The 18,849-nt window shown below is 71.3% G+C and carries 16 protein-coding genes; 2 read left to right on the top strand and 14 right to left on the bottom strand.

Annotated features, from left to right (window positions below; translation table 11 throughout):
• The first annotated feature begins 176 nt into the window (after window positions 1–176).
• Entirely contained in the window at window positions 177–953 is a 777-nt protein-coding gene (locus ACIQM4_RS27215) for a hypothetical protein (protein ID WP_401596658.1), read from the top strand.
• Between the two features lie 95 nt (window positions 954–1,048).
• Here ACIQM4_RS27215 and ACIQM4_RS27210 read toward each other — a convergent pair whose 3' ends face one another.
• The 14 genes from ACIQM4_RS27210 to pyrR form a co-directional block, all read right to left on the bottom strand.
• Window positions 1,049–3,220, bottom strand: a complete 2,172-nt coding sequence (locus ACIQM4_RS27210) for a primosomal protein N' (RefSeq protein ID WP_401596655.1) — start codon at window positions 3,218–3,220, stop codon at window positions 1,049–1,051.
• Between the two features lie 209 nt (window positions 3,221–3,429).
• Window positions 3,430–4,638, bottom strand: a complete 1,209-nt coding sequence (metK, locus tag ACIQM4_RS27205; protein WP_401596653.1) for a methionine adenosyltransferase — start codon at window positions 4,636–4,638, stop codon at window positions 3,430–3,432.
• A gap of 313 nt (window positions 4,639–4,951) precedes the next feature.
• A complete protein-coding gene (gene coaBC / locus ACIQM4_RS27200; RefSeq protein WP_401596651.1) occupies window positions 4,952–6,184 on the bottom strand; it encodes a bifunctional phosphopantothenoylcysteine decarboxylase/phosphopantothenate--cysteine ligase CoaBC in 1,233 nt (410 codons plus the stop codon).
• 126 nt (window positions 6,185–6,310) lie between these two features.
• On the bottom strand, window positions 6,311–6,583 hold the full coding sequence (gene rpoZ / locus ACIQM4_RS27195; protein ID WP_003970369.1) for a DNA-directed RNA polymerase subunit omega: 273 nt from the start codon (window positions 6,581–6,583) through the stop codon (window positions 6,311–6,313).
• A gap of 81 nt (window positions 6,584–6,664) precedes the next feature.
• Complete coding sequence (gene gmk, locus ACIQM4_RS27190; protein ID WP_401596648.1) at window positions 6,665–7,258, bottom strand: guanylate kinase; 594 nt, start codon at window positions 7,256–7,258, stop codon at window positions 6,665–6,667.
• 59 nt (window positions 7,259–7,317) lie between these two features.
• Window positions 7,318–7,641, bottom strand: a complete 324-nt coding sequence (locus tag ACIQM4_RS27185) for an integration host factor (protein ID WP_014157387.1) — start codon at window positions 7,639–7,641, stop codon at window positions 7,318–7,320.
• 256 nt (window positions 7,642–7,897) lie between these two features.
• Complete coding sequence (pyrF, locus tag ACIQM4_RS27180) at window positions 7,898–8,737, bottom strand: orotidine-5'-phosphate decarboxylase (protein WP_401596646.1); 840 nt, start codon at window positions 8,735–8,737, stop codon at window positions 7,898–7,900.
• Window positions 8,734–9,843 (bottom strand): quinone-dependent dihydroorotate dehydrogenase, encoded by a 1,110-nt coding sequence (locus ACIQM4_RS27175; RefSeq protein WP_401596644.1) that lies wholly within the window; start codon window positions 9,841–9,843, stop codon window positions 8,734–8,736. The genes pyrF and ACIQM4_RS27175 overlap by 4 nt, the downstream gene beginning before the upstream one ends.
• 80 nt (window positions 9,844–9,923) lie before the next feature.
• Window positions 9,924–13,235, bottom strand: a complete 3,312-nt coding sequence (gene carB / locus ACIQM4_RS27170; protein WP_401596641.1) for a carbamoyl-phosphate synthase large subunit — start codon at window positions 13,233–13,235, stop codon at window positions 9,924–9,926.
• Window positions 13,228–14,364, bottom strand: coding sequence for a glutamine-hydrolyzing carbamoyl-phosphate synthase small subunit (gene carA / locus ACIQM4_RS27165; protein WP_401596638.1), 1,137 nt, complete (start codon window positions 14,362–14,364; stop codon window positions 13,228–13,230). The genes carB and carA overlap by 8 nt, the downstream gene beginning before the upstream one ends.
• The gene (locus ACIQM4_RS27160; RefSeq protein ID WP_401596635.1) at window positions 14,361–14,951 is read right to left on the bottom strand and encodes a hypothetical protein; all 591 of its coding nucleotides are present in this window, start codon (window positions 14,949–14,951) and stop codon (window positions 14,361–14,363) included. Before ACIQM4_RS27160 ends, carA begins: the two co-directional genes overlap by 4 nt.
• On the bottom strand, window positions 14,948–16,234 hold the full coding sequence (locus ACIQM4_RS27155) for a dihydroorotase (protein WP_401596632.1): 1,287 nt from the start codon (window positions 16,232–16,234) through the stop codon (window positions 14,948–14,950). The genes ACIQM4_RS27160 and ACIQM4_RS27155 overlap by 4 nt, the downstream gene beginning before the upstream one ends.
• Before the next feature lie 2 nt (window positions 16,235–16,236).
• Complete coding sequence (locus ACIQM4_RS27150; RefSeq protein ID WP_401596629.1) at window positions 16,237–17,220, bottom strand: aspartate carbamoyltransferase catalytic subunit; 984 nt, start codon at window positions 17,218–17,220, stop codon at window positions 16,237–16,239.
• A gap of 99 nt (window positions 17,221–17,319) precedes the next feature.
• Window positions 17,320–17,928, bottom strand: a complete 609-nt coding sequence (gene pyrR / locus ACIQM4_RS27145; RefSeq protein WP_401596626.1) for a bifunctional pyr operon transcriptional regulator/uracil phosphoribosyltransferase PyrR — start codon at window positions 17,926–17,928, stop codon at window positions 17,320–17,322.
• Window positions 17,929–18,168: 240 nt separating this feature from the next.
• On the opposite strand from pyrR, the gene bldD reads away from it, so the two are divergent.
• Window positions 18,169–18,669: a transcriptional regulator BldD gene (gene bldD / locus ACIQM4_RS27140; RefSeq protein ID WP_401596623.1), complete on the top strand. Its 501-nt coding sequence runs from the start codon at window positions 18,169–18,171 to the stop codon at window positions 18,667–18,669.
• Window positions 18,670–18,849: the final 180 nt, after the last annotated feature.

Here is an 18,849-nt window from a genome sequence, read left to right as displayed (position 1 = left end):
CCAGGGGGCGTACGCACGTCCGTGCGCCCCGCGCATATGCGGACACGCCCCTGGAGCGTGACCACAACACCGGGTGGCGCGTTGGTCAAAAGAGATTGACCGAACCGGGTCGCCAACCTGACGGCCCCGTCCTTCTTCGTCCTTCTTCACTCAACGCCGGTTCGAGAGGCTTTTTCATGGCCGACCACGCAACCCATGACGCCCAAGCGCGGGCCAGCCTGCACCTGTTGGTACGGGACATCGAGCGGGTCCGCCGGCAGGTGGACGCGCTGCGTACCCTCACCGCCCAGCTGGGCAACGTCTATCGCCCGCGCCGCTCGGGTCCCTCCACGGGCTTCGTCGTGTACGGGCGGGCCCCCGCCCCTACCGTCCGCCTCGCCCAGGAACTGCGGGACAGCGTCGAGACCCTGGTGACCGCTGCCGTGGACTTCGACCGTTCGCTCGGTTTCTCGTGGGACGCGGTGGGTTCGGCGCTCGGAGTCACCAAGCAGGCGGTGCACCGCCGTTACGGCGCACGCCGGGCGACGGCGCCGTCCGCGAACGGTACCGCCACCGACCCGGGCGGCACGGAATCCGGCCCCGCCCAGTCCGGGCCGACCGGCACCCTGGGCTCGCTCACCCCCAACCCCACCCCCGCCGCAGCATCCGCCTCCGCGCATGCCTCCGCCTCTGCCTCCGCCGCAACGAACGCCGCCGCCCCGGCGAACGGCTCCACCACCCCCGTCGGCTCCCCCGGCCCCGGCACCCCCGGCAGTCCCGTTGGCGCCCCCGCCACCCCGGCCGCCCCCGGCTCCACCGCGACCGCCACGGTCCCCGCCACGACGCGCACCCTGCCGGGGAACCTCCCCGCGGTCCCCGCCGCCCGCTCCATGCCGCCCCAACCGACGGCCGGCAGCCAGTCCCTCCGCGAAGAGCCCCGCCCCGCCCCCTTCCCCGGCCCCCGCAACGGCTGACCCACCCCGGTGCCCCCTTCCCCCGCTGGGGCCCCCGGGCGGGGGCACCCCGGCGGGGGAAGGGGAACAAGCAGCGGGTGCAGAAGCCAGCGAACTCACCCGATGTCCGGTGGATCCACCCGGATCCGCACCCCCTCGCCCGTCCCGCCGCTCGCGCCGCGCGCCATCCGGGCCGCCTGCGCCACCTTCAGTGCCGCGGCCAGCGCCGCTCCCCGTCCCGGCGGTACCCGTACCAGCGCGCGCTCCCACTGCTCACCCATCGGCGGATCCTGGGCCCGCCGCGGGCGGCCCGGGTCGGGCACCGGCAGCGGGATCGGTCCCAACACCTCGGACTGTGCCGGTAGTTCCGCCACCCGCAGGAATTCCGCCACGTCCTCCCCACGACCGCTCACCGCCGCCATCCGGGACACCGGCGGGAAGCCCAGCTCGGCCCGTTCGGCCAGTTCCCGTTGCGCACTGCCCACCGGGTCCCAGCGCACCAGTGCCTGCACGGGCCGCAGCGTCGGCTCGGCGACGATCACCACCGTCCCGCCATCGGCCTGCCCCCGCACCAGCGAGGCCGCCGCGATCCAGCGCCGCAGCGCGTCCTCGCCGGCCCGCAGGTCGGGCCGGCCGAGCATGGCCCAACCGTCGAGCAACAACGCCGCCGCGTACCCGCCGTCGGCCACCGGCTCGGCGCCGGGAGTGCTCACCACCAGCGCGGGCGCCCCCGGTACGACGTCCAGCACATGGTCACGCCCCGAGGTCCGGACCGGCACGGCGGGAAAGGCCCGGCCCAGCTCCTCCGCGGTCCTTCGCGCCCCGACGATCTGTGCGCGCAGCCGGTTGAACCCGCACTCCGCGCAGTGCCAGCCCGTCTCGGTGCGCCCGCACCACCCGCAGTGCAGCTCTCTCGCGTCCGGCGCCTCCAGCGGCCCCGCGCAGTGCCGGCACCTGGCCGGCGTCCGGCACCGCTCACAGGCCAGCCGGGGCACGTACCCCCGGCGCGGCACCTGCACCAGCACCGGCCCGCTCCGCAACCCCTCGCGCACCGTCTGCCATGCCAGGCTCGGCAGCCGTGCGGCCCGCGCCGCCTCGTCCCGCGCGAGCTCCTGGTCCCCCACCGTCCGTACCAGCGGGGCGGCCAGCCGCACCTGCTCGCGGCTCGCGGCCAACGGCCTGGCCCAGCCGCTCTCCACCAGCTGCGCGGCTTCCACCGTGCAGCTCGTGCTCCCCAGCAGGAACGCACACCGGTCCTGGCCGGCCCGCAGTTCCAGCACCTCGCGGGCATGCGGCAGCGGCGCGTGCTGCTCGCTCAGATTGCTGTCCCCGTCGTCCCAGAGCACCACCAGGCCCAGGTCGTGCACCGGGGCGAACATCGCCGACCTCGTCCCCACCACGGCCCGCACCGCCCCGCGCCGCACGGCGAGCCACTCCCGGTACCGCTTCTCAGGCCCCGCGTCGGCGGTCAGCACGGCATGGCGCCCCTCCCCCAGCACCTCGACCAGCGCCCGGTGCACCCGCTCCACGCTCCGCCCGTCGGGCACGACGACGAGCGCCCCGCGGCCGGATGCCAGGGTCGCGGTGACGGCCCGCGCGATCTCCTGCGCCCACAACGGACCCGGCAGGGCGGTCCAGACGGCCCGTGGCGCGCCGCCCTTGGCCAGCGACCCTACGAACGCAGCCCCCTGCTCGTACCGCCCCCAGCTACCCGCCTCCGGCGGAGCCGGCGCGGGGAGCGCGGCAGGGAACTCCTTCTTCTCCGCCCGCGCGTTCCGTGGCGGGATCGCCAGTTGCAGCACGTCCGCGAGGCTGCCCGCGTACCGGTCGGCCACCGCGCGCGCAAGCCCCAGCAGCTCGGGGCTCAGCACCGGCTCGGGCGACACCACCTGGGCCAGCGCGGCCAGCGGCCCCTGGTAATCCGACTCGGCGACCCGCTCCACGAGGAAACCGTCGATCAGGCCGCCGCCCTCACGCCGGCCGTCCCGCACCCGGTGCGCCCCCGCCCCGAACCGCACCCGCACCCGCACCCCCGGCTGGGCGTCCGCGTCCAGTTCCTCGGTCACGGCGTAGTCGAAGTACCGGTCGAGGTGCAGCACGCCCTTGTTGACCATGACCCGCGCCACCGGCAGCTCCTTGGCGAGCGGCGCCCCCCGCCACGTCCGCGGCTTGGCCTTCGGCACCTGCTTCTCGTGCCGCAGGAACTCCCGCATCAGCGCAAGCTGCTCGGGCGGTCCGTCCTGCGGACCGCCCGCCACGCCCTGCCGCTGCTCGTCGTCGCTGCTCACAGCCAAATTCCTACCAGACAGCACTGACAGCCGACGCGCGGCGGCCGCGCGCCCGCACGTGCGGCCCCCGCCGCCGCAGCCGCTCGCGGACACACGGAAAACGCGACGGCCCCGGACCGCCTGAAAAAGCGGTCCGGGGCCGTCGCGCGGTCGGAAACCATGAGCCCGCGCGCCGCGGCACGCGGGCCCGGCACGGTCCGAACGGAGACCTAGAGGCCGGCAGCCTTCTTCAGCGCGTCCACGCGGTCCGTGCGCTCCCACGTGAAGTCGGGCAGCTCACGGCCGAAGTGGCCGTACGCGGCGGTCTGCGCGTAGATCGGGCGCAGCAGGTCCAGGTCACGGATGATCGCGGCCGGACGGAGGTCGAAGACCTCGGCGATGGCGTGCTCGATCTTGTCGGTGTCGACCGTGGCGGTGCCGAAGGTCTCGACGAAGAGACCGACCGGCTCGGCCTTGCCGATCGCGTACGCCACCTGGACCTCGCAGCGGGCCGCGAGACCGGCGGCGACCACGTTCTTGGCGACCCAGCGCATCGCGTACGCGGCCGAGCGGTCCACCTTGGACGGGTCCTTGCCCGAGAAGGCGCCACCGCCGTGCCGGGCCATGCCGCCGTACGTGTCGATGATGATCTTGCGACCGGTGAGGCCGGCGTCGCCCATCGGGCCGCCGATCTCGAAGCGTCCGGTCGGGTTGACCAGCAGGCGGTAGCCCTCGGTGTCGAGCTTGATGCCGTCCTCGACGAGCTGCTTGAGGACGTGCTCCACGACGAACTCGCGGATGTCCGGGGCGAGGAGCGACTCCAGGTCGATGTCGCTCGCGTGCTGCGAGGAGACGACGACCGTGTCGAGGCGGACGGCCTTGTCACCGTCGTACTCGATGGTGACCTGGGTCTTGCCGTCCGGGCGCAGGTACGGGATGGTCCCGTTCTTGCGGACCTCGGACAGGCGGCGCGACAGGCGGTGCGCGAGGTGGATCGGGAGCGGCATCAGCTCCGGGGTCTCGTCGCACGCGTAGCCGAACATCAGGCCCTGGTCGCCCGCGCCCTGCTTGTCGAGCTCGTCCTCATCGCCCTCGACCCGCTTCTCGTACGCGGTGTCGACGCCCTGCGCGATGTCCGGGGACTGCGCGCCGATGGACACCGACACGCCGCACGAGGCGCCGTCGAAGCCCTTCTTCGAGGAGTCGTAGCCGATGTCGAGGATCTTCTCGCGCACGAGCTGTGCGATCGGCGCGTACGCCTTCGTGGTGACCTCACCAGCGACGTGGACCAGACCCGTCGTGATCAGGGTCTCCACGGCGACCCGGGACGTCGGGTCCTCCCGCAGGAGCGCGTCGAGAATCGTGTCGCTGATCTGGTCAGCGATCTTGTCGGGGTGGCCCTCGGTCACAGACTCCGAGGTGAAGAGACGACGGGACACAACGCTCCCTGGGGTTGCAGCGGCTGCTGGCTGATCATTGGTGGACCGGCCGGGAGCTGCGCCCGGCATCGATCCGCCTCCACTTTATCGGTCGCTCTTGCCTGTTGGACCACGTGTCTCACCGAATCGCACTTGTGTGATCCGCGGCACTGCGCCGTGCGGGAGCCAGAAGGGCGGAGTCAGGGGGGCAGTGATCCTTTTCATGGCGCCTCCCGGCCCGGAGGACACCGGCAAAACTAGGGAAACACCCGGAAACGCCAGGACGGACGGCCGGGGTGTCCGAACACGCACGCGCGGCGGACTGCGGCCCGCCCTATCCGGAGAGCCCCTGGCGGGGCAGGCGGGGGACGGTCAGGTCCCACACGACGTCGGCGAGGCTCTCCTTGGGCCCGTACGGCACCGCGGTCTCCGCCCCGTCCGCGGCGAGCACGACCGCCTCGTTCTCCTCCGAGCCGAAGGTCTTGCGCTCGCCCACCTCGTTGACGACGAGCAGGTCACAGCCCTTGCGCCGGAGCTTCTTGCGGCCGTTGGCGAGCACGTCGTCGGTCTCGGCCGCGAATCCCACGACGACCTGGCCGGGGCGCAGCCGCTGCCCCGTCCCCGCTCCGGCCACCTCGGCGAGGATGTCCGGGTTGCGGACCAGGGTGAGGGGCGCGGGCTCCTCGCCGTCCTGCTTCTTGATCTTCCCTGTGGCGTACGTCCCGGGGCGGAAGTCCGCGACGGCTGCGGCCATCACCACCGCGTCCGCGTCGGCGGCGGCCTTCAGGACCGCTTCCCGCAGCTGCTCGGCCGTGCCGACCCGTACGACGTCGGCGCCCGCCGGGTCGGGCAGTCCCGTGTTGGCCTCGATGAGCGTGACCCGGGCGCCGCGGGCGAGCGCGGTGCGCGCGAGGGCGTAGCCCTGCTTGCCCGAGGAGCGGTTGCCCAGGTAGCGGACCGGGTCCAGCGGCTCACGGGTGCCGCCCGCGCTGATGACGACGTGGCGGCCCGCGAGGTCGGGCTCGGCGATTCCGCGCGCGAGGACGCGCCGACAGGTCTCGAAGATCTCGACGGGGTCGGGGAAGCGGCCCTTGCCCGTGTCGACGCCGGTGAGCCGGCCGACGGCGGGTTCCAGGACGACGGCGCCGCGGCGGCGGAGCGTCGCCACGTTCTCCTGGGTGGCCGGGTGCTCCCACATCTCGGTGTGCATCGCGGGGGCGAAGAGCACCGGGCAGCGGGCGGTGAGGAGCGTGTTGGTGAGCAGGTCGTCGGCCAGGCCGTGCGCCGCCTTGGCGAGCATGTCCGCGGTGGCCGGGGCGACGACGACGAGGTCGGCGTGCTGCCCGATGCGGACGTGCGGGACCTCGTGGACGGAGTCCCAGACCTCGGTCGAGACCGGGTTCCCGGACAGCGCCGACCAGGTGGCGGCGCCCACGAAGTGCAGCGACGCCTCGGTCGGTACGACCCGTACGTCATGGCCGGACTCGGTGAGCCGGCGCAGCAGCTCACACGCCTTGTAGGCGGCGATGCCCCCGCTGACTCCCAGGACGACCTTCGGCTTCTCCACGGTTTCGGCTCCCCGCGCTCATCGGATTCGTACACGACCCATCGCACCCATCACACACCACAGGCCCGGCGGACGGGCCGCCGGGCCTGTGACGAAGTTACTGGTGCTACCGCTCGGTGCTACTGGCTACTGCGCCGGGCCCTCGATGGCCTCCGACGTCAGCAGACCCGCGTTGATCTCACGCAGGGCGATCGAGAGCGGCTTCTCGTGGACGTGGGTGTCCACCAGCGGACCGACGTACTCCAGCAGGCCTTCGCCGAGCTGGGAGTAGTACGCGTTGATCTGACGCGCGCGCTTGGCCGCGTAGATCACGAGGCTGTACTTCGAGTCCGTGGCCTCGAGCAGCTCATCGATCGGCGGGTTGATGATGCCCTCGGGCGTGGTGATGGAAGAGGACACGCTCTACCTTCCGAAAACTTCCGGGATACCCGGCTTCCCGGAGGACCGGTCTTCTGGGACGCCCGAAAAAATGGACAAAGATCAAACAACTTCCATCAAGGCTAGCAGCTCACGCGCCACGTCCTCGACGGAGGTGTTGACAAGGGTGGTGTCGAACTCGGCCTCGGCGGCGAGTTCGATCTTGGCGGCGGCCAGTCGCCGCTCGATGACCTCCGGCGACTCGGTGCCGCGGCCGGTGAGCCGGCGGACCAGCTCGTCCCAGCTCGGCGGGGCGAGGAAGACCAGCTGGGAGTCGGCCATCGACTCCTTGACCTGGCGCGCGCCCTGCAGGTCGATCTCCAGGAGCACGGGCTCGCCCGCCTCCAGGCGCTCGTTGACCGCCTTGCGCGGGGAGCCGTAGCGGTTGCCCGCGAACTCGGCCCACTCCAGCAGCTCGCCGTTGGCGATCAGCTTGTCGAACTCCTCGTCGGTGACGAAGAAGTACTGGACACCGTGCCGTTCGCCGGGGCGCGGCTTGCGGGTGGTGGCCGAGACGGAGAGCCAGACCTCGGGGTGGACCTTGCGCATGTGCGACACAACCGTGCTCTTGCCGACCCCTGAGGGGCCGGAGAGCACGGTCAGCCGCGGACGTACGTCCGGGGGTGCGGGGGACGTCCCCCGGGATGTTGCAGCCATGGAGCGATTATTCCAGCTGTCCGGGAGTGCCCGGAACGCCGGTCGTCCGGCGGAGGCGCTCAGGCAGCGCTGCCACCGAATTCACGCTCCAGGGATGCGATCTGGTTGGAGCCGAGACCGCGCACCCGCCGGCTCTCGGAGATGCCGAGCCGCTCCATGATCTGCTTGGCGCGGACCTTGCCCACACCGGGCAGGGATTCCAGGAGGGCGGAGACCTTCATCTTCCCGATGACGTCGTTCTCCTGGCCCTGCTTGATGACCTCGTGGAGGGAAGCGCCGGAGTGCTTGAGTCGATTCTTGACCTCGGCCCGCTCCCGGCGAGCCGCGGCGGCCTTTTCGAGCGCGGCTGCGCGCTGTTCAGGGGTAAGGGGCGGAAGAGCCACGCCTACGTCACCTCGGATGTCGAACTGTCGGATACGGACCGGTGAGGAGCTAGTAACCCCGCACTCGGTGAGCAAACACACGGTGGAGCTGTGCGTTTGCTCTCGTCGGAGACTAGCGGGGATGGCCGCTCCCGTCAGTGAGAACGGACTAAAAGTCCTGGTCAGCCTCAGACGACCGGGACATATAGCCCATAACACCCGGGTTTTGGGTAAGGAATTCGTCAACACCGCGCCCCGGACGTTCCCGTCAGGGTGTTCACACCCCCGAAACGGCCTCGCGCACCTCGTCCGCGAAGCGCCGGGCGGAGTCCCTCAGTCCGTTCAGGTCCGGACCGTGCCGCAGTACGCCGCGGCTCACACTCGGCACGACATTGGCGACCGAGGGGCCGAAGACCCCGGGGAGGTCGGCGGGGGTCGCGCCCTGGGCCCCGATGCCGGGCGCGAGCAGCGGGCCGTTGATCGCGAGGTTCGCGTCCGCGTCGCCCAGCGTCGCGCCGACCACCGCGCCGACGGAACCCAGCGGGTCGGCGCCCGCGTTCTCGGCCGCCATGTGGTCGAGCATCAGCTGGGCGAGGGAGCGCCCGTCTGCCGCCGTGGCGCGCTGGACCTCGGCGCCCTCCGGGTTGGAGGTGAGGGCGAGGACGAAGACGCCCGCGCCGTTCTCCTTCGCCAGGTCGAGCGCGGGGCGCAGCGAGCCGAAGCCGAGGTAGGGCGAGACGGTGACCGCGTCCGAGAACAGCGGGGAGGCCGGGTCCAGATAGGTGGCGGCGTACGCGCCCATGGTCGAGCCGATGTCGCCGCGCTTGGCGTCCATCAGGACCAGGGCGCCGGCGGCCCGGGACTCCTCGACGGCCTTTTCCAGTACGGCGATCCCGCGCGAGCCGAAGCGCTCGAAGAACGCGGACTGCGGCTTGAGGACGGCGACCCGGTCCGCGAGGGCCTCGACGACGGTGCGGGTGAAGGTCTCCAGTCCCTTGATGTCGTCGTCCAGGCCCCAGGCGTGCAGCAGCGAGGCGTGCGGGTCGATGCCGACGCAGAGCGGACCGCGGGTGTCCATGGCCGTACGGAGTCGGGTGCCGAAGGGGGTCACGGTCATGCGGCGGCCTTCCTGGTGCCGGCGCCGACCGCGTCGGCGAGGGTCTTGTACGGGCTGTTGGCCAGGCGCGCGGCCAGGCCCTTGTGGATCGCGCGGGCGTAGCAGGGGCCCTCGTAGATGAAGGCGCTGTAGCCCTGCACCAGCGTCGCGCCCGCGAGGATGCGCTGCCAGGCGTCCTCGGCGTTCTCGATGCCGCCCACCCCGACCAGGGTGAGCTCGTCGCCCACGCGGGCGTACAGGCGGCGCAGGACCTCCAGGGAGCGCTCCTTGACGGGGGCGCCGGAGAGGCCGCCGGTCTCCTGGTACAGCTCGGGCGAGGACTTCAGGCCCAGGCTCTCGCGGGCGATCGTGGTGTTGGTGGCGATGATGCCGTCGAGGCCGAGCTCCAGGGCCAGGTCGGCGACGGCGTCGACGTCCTCGTCCGCGAGGTCGGGGGCGATCTTGACCAGGAGCGGCACGCGGCGGCCGGTGACGGTGCGGTCGGCCGCCTCCCGTACGGCCGTGAGCAGCGGCCGCAGCGACTCGGTGGCCTGGAGGTTGCGCAGGCCCGGGGTGTTCGGGGAGGACACGTTGACGACGAGGTAGTCCGCGTGGGCGGCGAGGCGCTCGGTGGAGGTGACGTAGTCGCCCACCGCGTCCTCCTCGGCGACCACCTTGGTCTTGCCGATGTTGACGCCGACCGTCGCCCTGAAGACGGGGTTACGGGCCGCCAGGCGGGCCGCGACGGCCTGGGAGCCCTCGTTGTTGAAGCCCATCCGGTTGATGAGCGCACGGTCCTCGACCAGGCGGAAGAGGCGCTTCTTCGGGTTGCCAGGCTGCGGCCTGGCGGTGACGGTGCCGATCTCGACGTGGTCGAAGCCGAGCATCGTCATGCCGTCGACGGCGACGGCGTTCTTGTCGAAGCCTGCGGCGAGGCCGAAGGGCCCGTGCATGCGCAGGCCGAGGGCCTCGGTGCGCAGTTCCTTGTACCGGGGCGCGAGGGCTGCCGCGACGAAGGTGCGCAGGACGGGAACGCGGGCGGCCAGCCGGATCCAGCGGAAGGCCAGGTGGTGGGCCTGCTCGGGGTCCATCCGCTTGAAGACGAGCTGGAAGAAGAACTTGTACATGGGTGCCTTCGGAAGTCTGGGAGGGGCGGTCTCGCGAAGAGGGGGACACCGGATGTTTCCGGTGTCCCCCTCGGTGGCCGCTAGTCCTCGCGGGCCGCGGTCAGATGTTCCGCGTGTTCCTGGAGTGAGCGGACCCCCACGTCACCGCGGTTGAGCGCGTCGATGCCCTGCACGGCGGCGGCGAGCGCCTGCACCGTGGTGAGGCAGGGCACGGACCGGGCCACGGCGGCCGTACGGATCTCGTAGCCGTCGAGCCGGCCGCCCGTGCCGTACGGGGTGTTGATGATGAGGTCGACCTCACCGTCGTGGATGAGCTGGACGATGGTCTTCTCACCGTTCGGGCCCTCGCCCTCCGACTGCTTGCGCACGACGGTGGCGTTGATGCCGTTGCGCTTGAGGACCTCGGCGGTGCCGGAGGTGGCGAGCAGCTCGAAGCCGTGGGCGACGAGCTCGCGGGCCGGGAAGATCATCGAGCGCTTGTCGCGGTTGGCGACCGAGATGAAGGTGCGGCCCTTCGTCGGCAGCGGACCGTACGCCCCGGCCTGCGACTTGGCGTACGCCGTGCCGAAGACCGAGTCGATGCCCATGACTTCGCCGGTGGAGCGCATCTCCGGGCCGAGCACGGTGTCGACGCCGCGTCCGTGCATGTCGCGGAAGCGGCTCCACGGCATCACGGCCTCCTTGACGGAGATCGGCGCGTCCTGCGGCAGCGTGCCGCCGTCGCCGGTGGCCGGGAGCATGCCCTCGGCGCGCAGTTCGGCGACGGTTGCGCCCAGCGAGATGCGGGCGGCGGCCTTGGCGAGCGGCACCGCGGTCGCCTTCGAGGTGAAGGGGACGGTGCGCGAGGCGCGCGGGTTGGCTTCGAGGACGTAGAGGATGTCCCCGGCCAGGGCGAACTGGATGTTGATGAGTCCGCGTACGCCGACGCCCTTGGCGATGGCCTCGGTCGAGATCCGCAGGCGCTTGATGTCGTGGCCGCCGAGGGTGATCGGGGGCAGCGCGCAGGCGGAGTCGCCGGAGTGGATGCCGGCTTCCTCGATGTGTTCCATGACGCCGCCGAGGTAGAGCTCGGTGCCGTCGTAGAGGGCGTCGACGTCGATCTCGATCGCGTCGTCGAGGAAGCGGTCGACCAGGACCGGCCGCGAGGGGCTGATCTCGGTGGACTCCTCGATGTAGGAGGACAGGCGGGTCTCGTCGTAGACGATCTCCATGCCGCGTCCGCCGAGCACGTACGACGGGCGGACGAGGACGGGGTAGCCGATCTCGTCGGCGATGGCCTTGGCCTCGGCGAAGGTGGTGGCCGTGCCGTGCTTGGGGGCGGGCAGGCCGGCCTCGGCGAGCACCCGGCCGAACGCGCCGCGGTCCTCGGCGGCGTGGATGGCCTCGGGCGGGGTGCCGACGACGGGCACGCCGTTGTCCTTGAGCGCCTGGGCGAGACCGAGGGGGGTCTGGCCGCCGAGCTGGACGATGACACCGGCGATCGGGCCCGCGAGCGACTCGGCGTGCACGATCTCCAGCACGTCTTCGAGCGTGAGCGGCTCGAAGTACAGGCGGTCGGAGGTGTCGTAGTCGGTGGAGACCGTCTCCGGGTTGCAGTTGACCATCACGGTCTCGTAGCCCGCGTCGCTGAGCGCGAAGGAGGCGTGGACGCAGGAGTAGTCGAACTCGATGCCCTGGCCGATGCGGTTGGGGCCCGAGCCCAGGATGATCACGGCGGGCTTCTCGCGCGGCGCGACCTCGCTCTCCTCGTCGTACGAGGAGTAGAAGTACGGCGTCTTCGCGGCGAACTCGGCGGCGCAGGTGTCGACCGTCTTGTAGACCGGGCGCACGCCCAGCGCGTGCCGCACCTCGCGCACGACGTCCTCGCGCAGACCGCGGATCTCGGCGATCTGCACGTCGGAGAAGCCGTGCCGCTTCGCCTCCGCGAGCAGTTCGGGGTCGAGCTTGTCGGCCGCCGCGAGCTCGTCCGCGTACTCCTTGATCAGGAACAGCTGGTCGACGAACCAGGGGTCGATCTTCGTGGCGTCGAAGACCTCTTCCTGGGTGGCGCCGGCCCGGATCGCCTGCATGACGGTGTTGATGCGGCCGTCGGTGGGGACCTTGGCGGTTTCGAGCAGTTCCTTCTTGTCGCCGATCTCGCCGACGAAGGTGAACTGGCTGCCCTTCTTCTCCAGGGAGCGCAGCGCCTTGTTGAGGGCCTCGGTGAAGTTGCGGCCGATGGCCATGGCCTCGCCGACCGACTTCATCGTGGTGGTGAGGGTGGCGTCGGCGGCCGGGAACTTCTCGAAGGCGAAGCGCGGGACCTTCACGACGACGTAGTCGAGGGTCGGCTCGAAGGACGCCGGGGTCTTCTCGGTGATGTCGTTGGGGATCTCGTCCAGCGTGTAGCCGACGGCGAGCCTGGCGGCGATCTTGGCGATCGGGAAGCCGGTGGCCTTGGAGGCGAGCGCCGAGGAGCGGGAGACGCGCGGGTTCATCTCGATGACGATGATCCGGCCGTCGGTCGGGTCGATCGCGAACTGGATGTTGCAGCCGCCGGTGTCGACGCCGACCTCACGGATGATCGCGATGCCGATGTCGCGCAGCCGCTGGTACTCGCGGTCGGTGAGCGTCATCGCCGGGGCGACGGTGATGGAGTCGCCGGTGTGAACGCCCATCGGGTCGAAGTTCTCGATGGAGCAGACGACCACGACGTTGTCGGCCTTGTCGCGCATCAGCTCCAGCTCGTACTCCTTCCAGCCGAGGATGGACTCCTCCAGGAGCACCTCGGTGGTCGGGGAGAGCGTGAGGCCCTGGCCCGCGATGCGGCGCAGCTCCTCCTCGTCGTGCGCGAAGCCGGAGCCGGCGCCGCCCATGGTGAAGGAGGGGCGGACGACGACGGGGTAGCCGCCGAGCGTGTCGACGCCCTTGATGACGTCGTCCATCGAGTGGCAGATGACGGAGCGGGCGGACTCGCCGTAGCCGATCTTGGCCTTGACGGCCTCGACGACGCCCTTGAAGAGCTCGCGGTCCTCGCCCTTGTTGATGGCCTCGACGTTGGCGCCGATCAGCTCCACGCCGTACTTCTCCAGCACACCCTGCTCGTGCATGGAGATCGCGGTGTTGAGCGCGGTCTGGCCGCCGAGGGTGGGGAGCAGCGCGTCGGGGCGCTCCTTGGCGATGATCTTCTCGACGTACTCCGGGGTGATCGGCTCGACGTACGTGGCGTCGGCGATCTCCGGGTCGGTCATGATCGTCGCGGGGTTGGAGTTGACCAGGATCACCCGCAGGCCCTCGGCCTTGAGGATGCGGCAGGCCTGGGTGCCGGAGTAGTCGAACTCCGCGGCCTGGCCGATGACGATCGGTCCTGAACCGATGACCAGGACGGACTGGATATCGGTGCGCTTAGGCACGCTGGCCCTCCATGAGCTCTACGAAGCGGTCGAACAGGTACGCGGCGTCGTGCGGGCCCGCGGCTGCCTCGGGGTGGTACTGGACGCTGAAGGCCGGCTGGTCGAGCAGCTGGAGGCCTTCCACCACGTTGTCGTTGAGGCAGACGTGGGAGACCTCGGCCCGGCCGAAGGGGGTGTCGGAGACCTTGTCGAGGGGTGCGTCGACGGCGAAGCCGTGGTTGTGCGCGGTGATCTCGACCTTGCCCGTGGTGCGGTCCTGCACCGGCTGGTTGATGCCGCGGTGACCGTACTTCAGCTTGTACGTGCCGAAGCCGAGCGCGCGGCCCAGGATCTGGTTGCCGAAGCAGATGCCGAACAGCGGGGTCTTCTTGTCGAGGGCCGCCCTGATGAGGGTGAGGTCGACGGTCGAGGGGTCGCCGGGGCCGTTGGAGAGGAAGACACCGTCGGGGTTGACGGCGTACAGCTCCTCGGCGGTGGCGGTGGCGGGAAGCACGTGCACCTCGATGCCGCGCTCGGCCATCAGGTGCGGGGTCATGCCCTTGATGCCCAGGTCGATGGCGGCGACGGTGAAACGCTTCTCCCCGACCGCGGGGACGACGTACGTCTCCTTGGTGGCGACCTCGGCGGAGAGGTCGGCGCCCTTCATCTGCGGGGCCTGCCTGACCCGCTCCAGGAGGGTGGCGTCGTCGGCCAGCGCCTCGCCGGAGAAGATGCCGACGCGCATGGCGCCGCGCTCGCGCAGGTGGCGGGTGAGGGCGCGGGTGTCGATGCCGGAGATCCCGACGACTCCCTGCGCGTCCAGCTCGTCGTCCAGGGTGCGGCGCGAGCGCCAGTTGGACGGGATGCGGGCGGGGTCGCGGACGACGTAGCCCGCCACCCAGATCTTCGCCGACTCGTCGTCCTCGTCGTTGACGCCGGTGTTGCCCACGTGCGGGGCGGTCATCACGACGACCTGGCGGTGGTACGAGGGGTCGGTGAGGGTTTCCTGGTAGCCGGTCATGCCGGTGTTGAACACCGCCTCGCCGAAGGTCTCCCCCACGGCCCCGTAGGCGCGGCCGCGGAAGCTGCGGCCGTCCTCCAGGACGAGTACGGCGGGAGCCTTGCCGGCTCCCCGGGTGGAGATCGTCATCGTGCGGTGCCTTCCGTAGAACTGATCTTGGTGTGGTGCATGGAGTTGAGGGCCTCGACCCAGGCCGCGTGCTCGGCGGCCCGGTCGGAGCGGAAGCCGGAGTCGAGTCGCTTGCCGCCGTGCTCCCAGGTGACGACCAGCAGGCCGCCCTCCGCGAGGACCTTGCCCGCGATGCCCTTGTCGAGGCGGGCCTCGACGAGCTGCGCGCGCGGGACGAAGAAGTCGTCCGCGCCGGGGCGTACGACGTCCAGACCCTGATCGGTCAGGGTGAGCTCGACGCGGCTGCGGGTGCCGAGCCCGTGGGCCACGATCCGGTCGAGCCACTGCCCGGCCGTCGTGGACCCGTGGTACCTGCCGCTCATCCTCAGCTTCGCCTCGCCGGGGGCGGACGGCGATTCGGGGAGCTCGGGCAGGTCCGACTGGAGGGTGGCGCGCCACTTCCAGCCCTGGCGCATCAGCCAGTAGACGAGGACGACGAACAGGGCGAGTCCGACGAGCCAGCCGATCCGTCCTGACCAGTTCGTCACCTCGGCCGACTTCTGCTCGGCCGCGAGGCCTGCCGCCGCCAGCGTAATGAGAGATGTCACGCGAGTTTCCCGTCCACGACCGTTGCCCGGCCCCGCAGGAAGGTGTGGGTGACGCGTCCCGGCAGCTCACGGCCCTCGTAGGGGGTGTTGCGGCTGCGGGAGGCGAAGCCCGCGGGGTCCACCTGACCACGGTAAGCGGCGTCGAGAAGCGTCAGGTTCGCGGGCTCCCCCACGGCGACGGGGCGGCCGTGGCCCGCCAGGCGGCCGATGGCGGCGGGCTTGGCGGACATGCGGTCGGCGACGCCCGCCCAGTCGAGCAGCCCGGTCTCCACCATCGTCTGCTGGACGACGGACAGCGCGGTCTCCAGGCCCACCATGCCCATGGCGGCGGCGGCCCACTCGCAGTCCTTGTCCTCGTGCGGGTGCGGGGCGTGGTCGGTGGCGACGATGTCGATCGTGCCGTCGGCCAGCGCCTCGCGCAGCGCCATGACGTCCTTCTCGGTGCGCAGCGGCGGGTTCACCTTGTAGACCGGGTTGTACGAGCGGACCAGCTCGTCGGTGAGGAGCAGGTGGTGCGGGGTGACCTCGGCGGTGACGTCGATGCCGCGCGACTTGGCCCACCGTACGATCTCGACCGAGCCCGCGGTCGACAGGTGGCAGATGTGCACCCGCGAGCCGACGTGCTCGGCGAGCAGCACGTCCCGGGCGATGACCGACTCCTCGGCGACGGCGGGCCAGCCGCCGAGGCCGAGCTCGGCGGAGACGGTGCCCTCGTTCATCTGGGCGCCCTCCGTGAGGCGGGGCTCCTGCGCGTGCTGGGCGACGACACCGCCGAAGGCCTTCACGTACTCCAGGGCGCGGCGCATGATGACCGCGTCGTCGACGCACTTGCCGTCGTCGGAGAAGACTTTCACCCCGGCGGCCGAGTCGTGCATCGCACCGAGCTCGGCGAGCTGCTTGCCCTCCAGGCCGACGGTGACGGCGCCGATGGGCTGCACGTCGCAGTACCCGGACTCCTTGCCGAGCCGCCAGACCTGCTCGACGACGCCCGCGGTGTCGGCGACCGGGAAGGTGTTGGCCATGGCGAAGACCGCGGTGTAGCCGCCCGAGGCGGCGGCGCGGGTGCCGGTGAGGACGGTCTCGGAGTCCTCCCGGCCCGGCTCGCGCAGGTGGGTGTGCAGGTCGACGAGGCCGGGCAGCAGGATCTTGCCGTCGGCCTCGATCACCTCGGCGCCGTCCGCCGGCAGCCCGGCGCCGATCTGGACGATACTCTCGCCGTCGATCAGAACGTCCTGGACCTCGCCGCCCAGCACCTTCGCACCACGGATCAGGGTCTTGCTCATGGTTACTTGCTCTCCTCGGTACGAGTGGTGTGTGCGGCGGCGGATTCGTTCCCGCCGAGAAGCAGATAGAGGACGGCCATCCGCACGGAGACTCCGTTGGCGACCTGCTCGACGACCGTGCAGCGGTCGGAGTCGGCGACCTCGGCGGTGATCTCCATGCCGCGGACCATCGGGCCGGGGTGCATGACGATGGCGTGCTCCGGCATCTTCGCCATCCGCTCGCCGTCGAGCCCGTAGCGCCGCGAGTACTCGCGCTCGGTCGGGAAGAAGGCCGCGTTCATGCGCTCGCGCTGGACGCGGAGCATCATCACCGCGTCGGACTTGGCGAGCACGCTGTCGATGTCGTACGAGACGTCCGCGTGCCAGTGCTCGACACCGATCGGCAGCAGGGTGGGCGGTGCGACGAGGGTGACCTGGGCGCCCAGGGTGTGCAGCAGGTCCACGTTGGAGCGGGCCACCCGGCTGTGCAGCACGTCGCCGACCAGCGTGATCCGCTTGCCCTCCAGGTCCCGGCCGAGGCCCGCGTCCCGGCCGACGAGCCGCCGGCGCATGGTGAAGGCGTCGAGCAGTGCCTGGGTGGGGTGCTGGTGGGTGCCGTCACCCGCGTTGATGACCGTCGCGTCGATCCAGTCGGAGGTCGCGAGGCGGTACGGGGCGCCGCTCGCGCCGTGCCGGATGACGACGGCGTCCACGCCCATCGCCTCCAGGGTCTGCGCGGTGTCCTTCAGCGACTCGCCCTTGGAGACCGAGGACCCCTTGGCGGTGAAGTTGATGACGTCGGCCGACAGCCTCTTCTCGGCGGCCTCGAAGGAGATCCGGGTCCGCGTCGAGTCCTCGAAGAAGAGGTTGACGACGGTACGGCCGCGCAGGGTGGGCAGTTTTTTGATCGGCCGGTCCGCGACCCGGGCCATCTCCTCGGCGGTGTCGAGGATCAGGACGGCGTCGTCGCGGGTGAGGTCGGCGGCCGAGATGAGGTGGCGCATCATCTTGGGTTCTCTCCAGGTGTACGGAGGAGGTGGGAAGGCGTGACGGCAGGCGGCAGCGTCCGTACGTCCCGGATCGCGGGCCGCACGGAGTGGGCGGAGTTAGTTGCCTTGCGCCGGGGAGGCCTGCTGGAGGCCGAGCAGCACGGTGTCGCGACCGTCCTCCTCGGCGAGCTGGACCTTGACCGTCTCCCGCAGGGACGTGGGGAGGTTCTTGCCGACGTAGTCGGCGCGGATCGGCAGTTCGCGGTGGCCGCGGTCGACCAGGACCGCCAGCTGGACCGCGCGCGGGCGGCCGAGGTCGCCCAGCGCGTCGAGCGCGGCGCGGATGGTCCGGCCGGAGAAGAGCACGTCGTCGACGAGGACGACCAGGCGGCCTTCGAGGCCGTCGCCGGGGATCTCGGTACGGGCCAGGGCGCGCGCGGGGCGCATCCGCAGGTCGTCGCGGTACATGGTGATGTCGAGGGAGCCGACCGGCATCGGACGGCCGGTGATCTCTTCGAGCTTGGCGGCGAGCCGGCGGGCGAGGAAGACACCGCGGGTCGGAATGCCGAGGAGTACGACGTCGTCGGCGCCCTTGGCGCGTTCGACGATCTCGTGTGCGATGCGGGTCAGTACCCGGGCGATGTCGGGGCCTTCGAGAACGGGCCGCGCGTGGTCAGTACTGCCGGGACCGCCGGTGCCGAGATCAGGGGTGCTGCTGGTGTCCATATGAAACGGACCTCCTTCTCCGCCTCACAGGACGGTTCTTAAAGGACGTCGGATGTACGCGCTCCACGGTACCAGGGGGCCCGGACGCATCCGCTCCCCGGGGTGGTGAAGGGCTCGGATCCCTTCTCTCACTGGGCTCCCACCCGTTCGGCTTGACGCATCCAAGTAACGCTGCGTAACCTCACAGTGAGTTACCAGCCACGCGGCGGAGCCGCAATGTTCCAGCGTCCGGGGAGCTTTATGTCCAGCGAATACGCCAAGCAGCTCGGGGCCAAGCTCCGGGCGATCCGCACCCAGCAGGGCCTTTCCCTCCACGGTGTCGAGGAGAAGTCCCAGGGCCGTTGGAAGGCGGTCGTGGTGGGTTCGTACGAGCGCGGCGACCGTGCCGTGACCGTGCAGCGCCTCGCCGAGCTGGCGGACTTCTACGGGGTCCCCGTGCAGGAGCTCCTGCCCGGCACGACGCCGGGGGGCGCCGCCGAGCCGCCGCCGAAGCTGCGTCTCGACCTGGAGCGTCTCGCGCACGTTCCGGCCGAGAAGGCCGGCCCCCTCCAGCGGTACGCGGCCACCATCCAGTCGCAGCGCGGCGACTACAACGGCAAGGTGCTGTCGATCCGTCAGGACGACCTGCGCACCCTGGCCGTGATCTACGACCAGTCGCCCTCGGTCCTGACCGAACAGCTCATCAGCTGGGGCGTCCTGGACGCGGACGCGCGCCGCGCCGTCGGCCACGAAGACGTCTGAGCCAGGCCTCTCACGCCAGACGCGGCAAGAGAAGAAACGTACCGCCGGGGGGGGGGGGGGGCCCCCGGGGGCCCCCCCCCCCCCCCCGGGTGGGTGGGGCCCCCCCCCCCCCCCCCCCAGGGGCCCCGGGGGGCCCCCCGGCCCCCCCCCCCCGGTTTCCGGACCCCCCCCCCCCCGGGG

The organism is Streptomyces sp. NPDC091272 (assembly GCF_044757485.1).
In the GTDB taxonomy this organism is placed as follows: Bacteria; Actinomycetota; Actinomycetes; order Streptomycetales; family Streptomycetaceae; genus Streptomyces.
Note: the sequence above shows the minus strand (reverse complement) of the source record. Positions and strands in the feature narration are given on the sequence as shown.

Bases quoted from the DNA above. Each gene is read 5' to 3' on its own strand.
- ACIQM4_RS27215 (WP_401596658.1), top strand. From the start codon at position 177: ATGGCCGACCACGCAACCCATGACGCCCAAGCGCGGGCCAGCCTGCAC.
- gmk (WP_401596648.1), bottom strand. From the start codon at position 7,258: ATGGCTGCAACATCCCGGGGGACGTCCCCCGCACCCCCGGACGTACGT.
- pyrF (WP_401596646.1), bottom strand. From the start codon at position 8,737: ATGACCGTGACCCCCTTCGGCACCCGACTCCGTACGGCCATGGACACC.
- ACIQM4_RS27175 (WP_401596644.1), bottom strand. From the start codon at position 9,843: ATGTACAAGTTCTTCTTCCAGCTCGTCTTCAAGCGGATGGACCCCGAG.
- carA (WP_401596638.1), bottom strand. From the start codon at position 14,364: ATGACGATCTCCACCCGGGGAGCCGGCAAGGCTCCCGCCGTACTCGTC.
- ACIQM4_RS27155 (WP_401596632.1), bottom strand. From the start codon at position 16,234: ATGAGCAAGACCCTGATCCGTGGTGCGAAGGTGCTGGGCGGCGAGGTC.
- ACIQM4_RS27150 (WP_401596629.1), bottom strand. From the start codon at position 17,220: ATGATGCGCCACCTCATCTCGGCCGCCGACCTCACCCGCGACGACGCC.
- pyrR (WP_401596626.1), bottom strand. From the start codon at position 17,928: ATGGACACCAGCAGCACCCCTGATCTCGGCACCGGCGGTCCCGGCAGT.
- bldD (WP_401596623.1), top strand. From the start codon at position 18,169: ATGTCCAGCGAATACGCCAAGCAGCTCGGGGCCAAGCTCCGGGCGATC.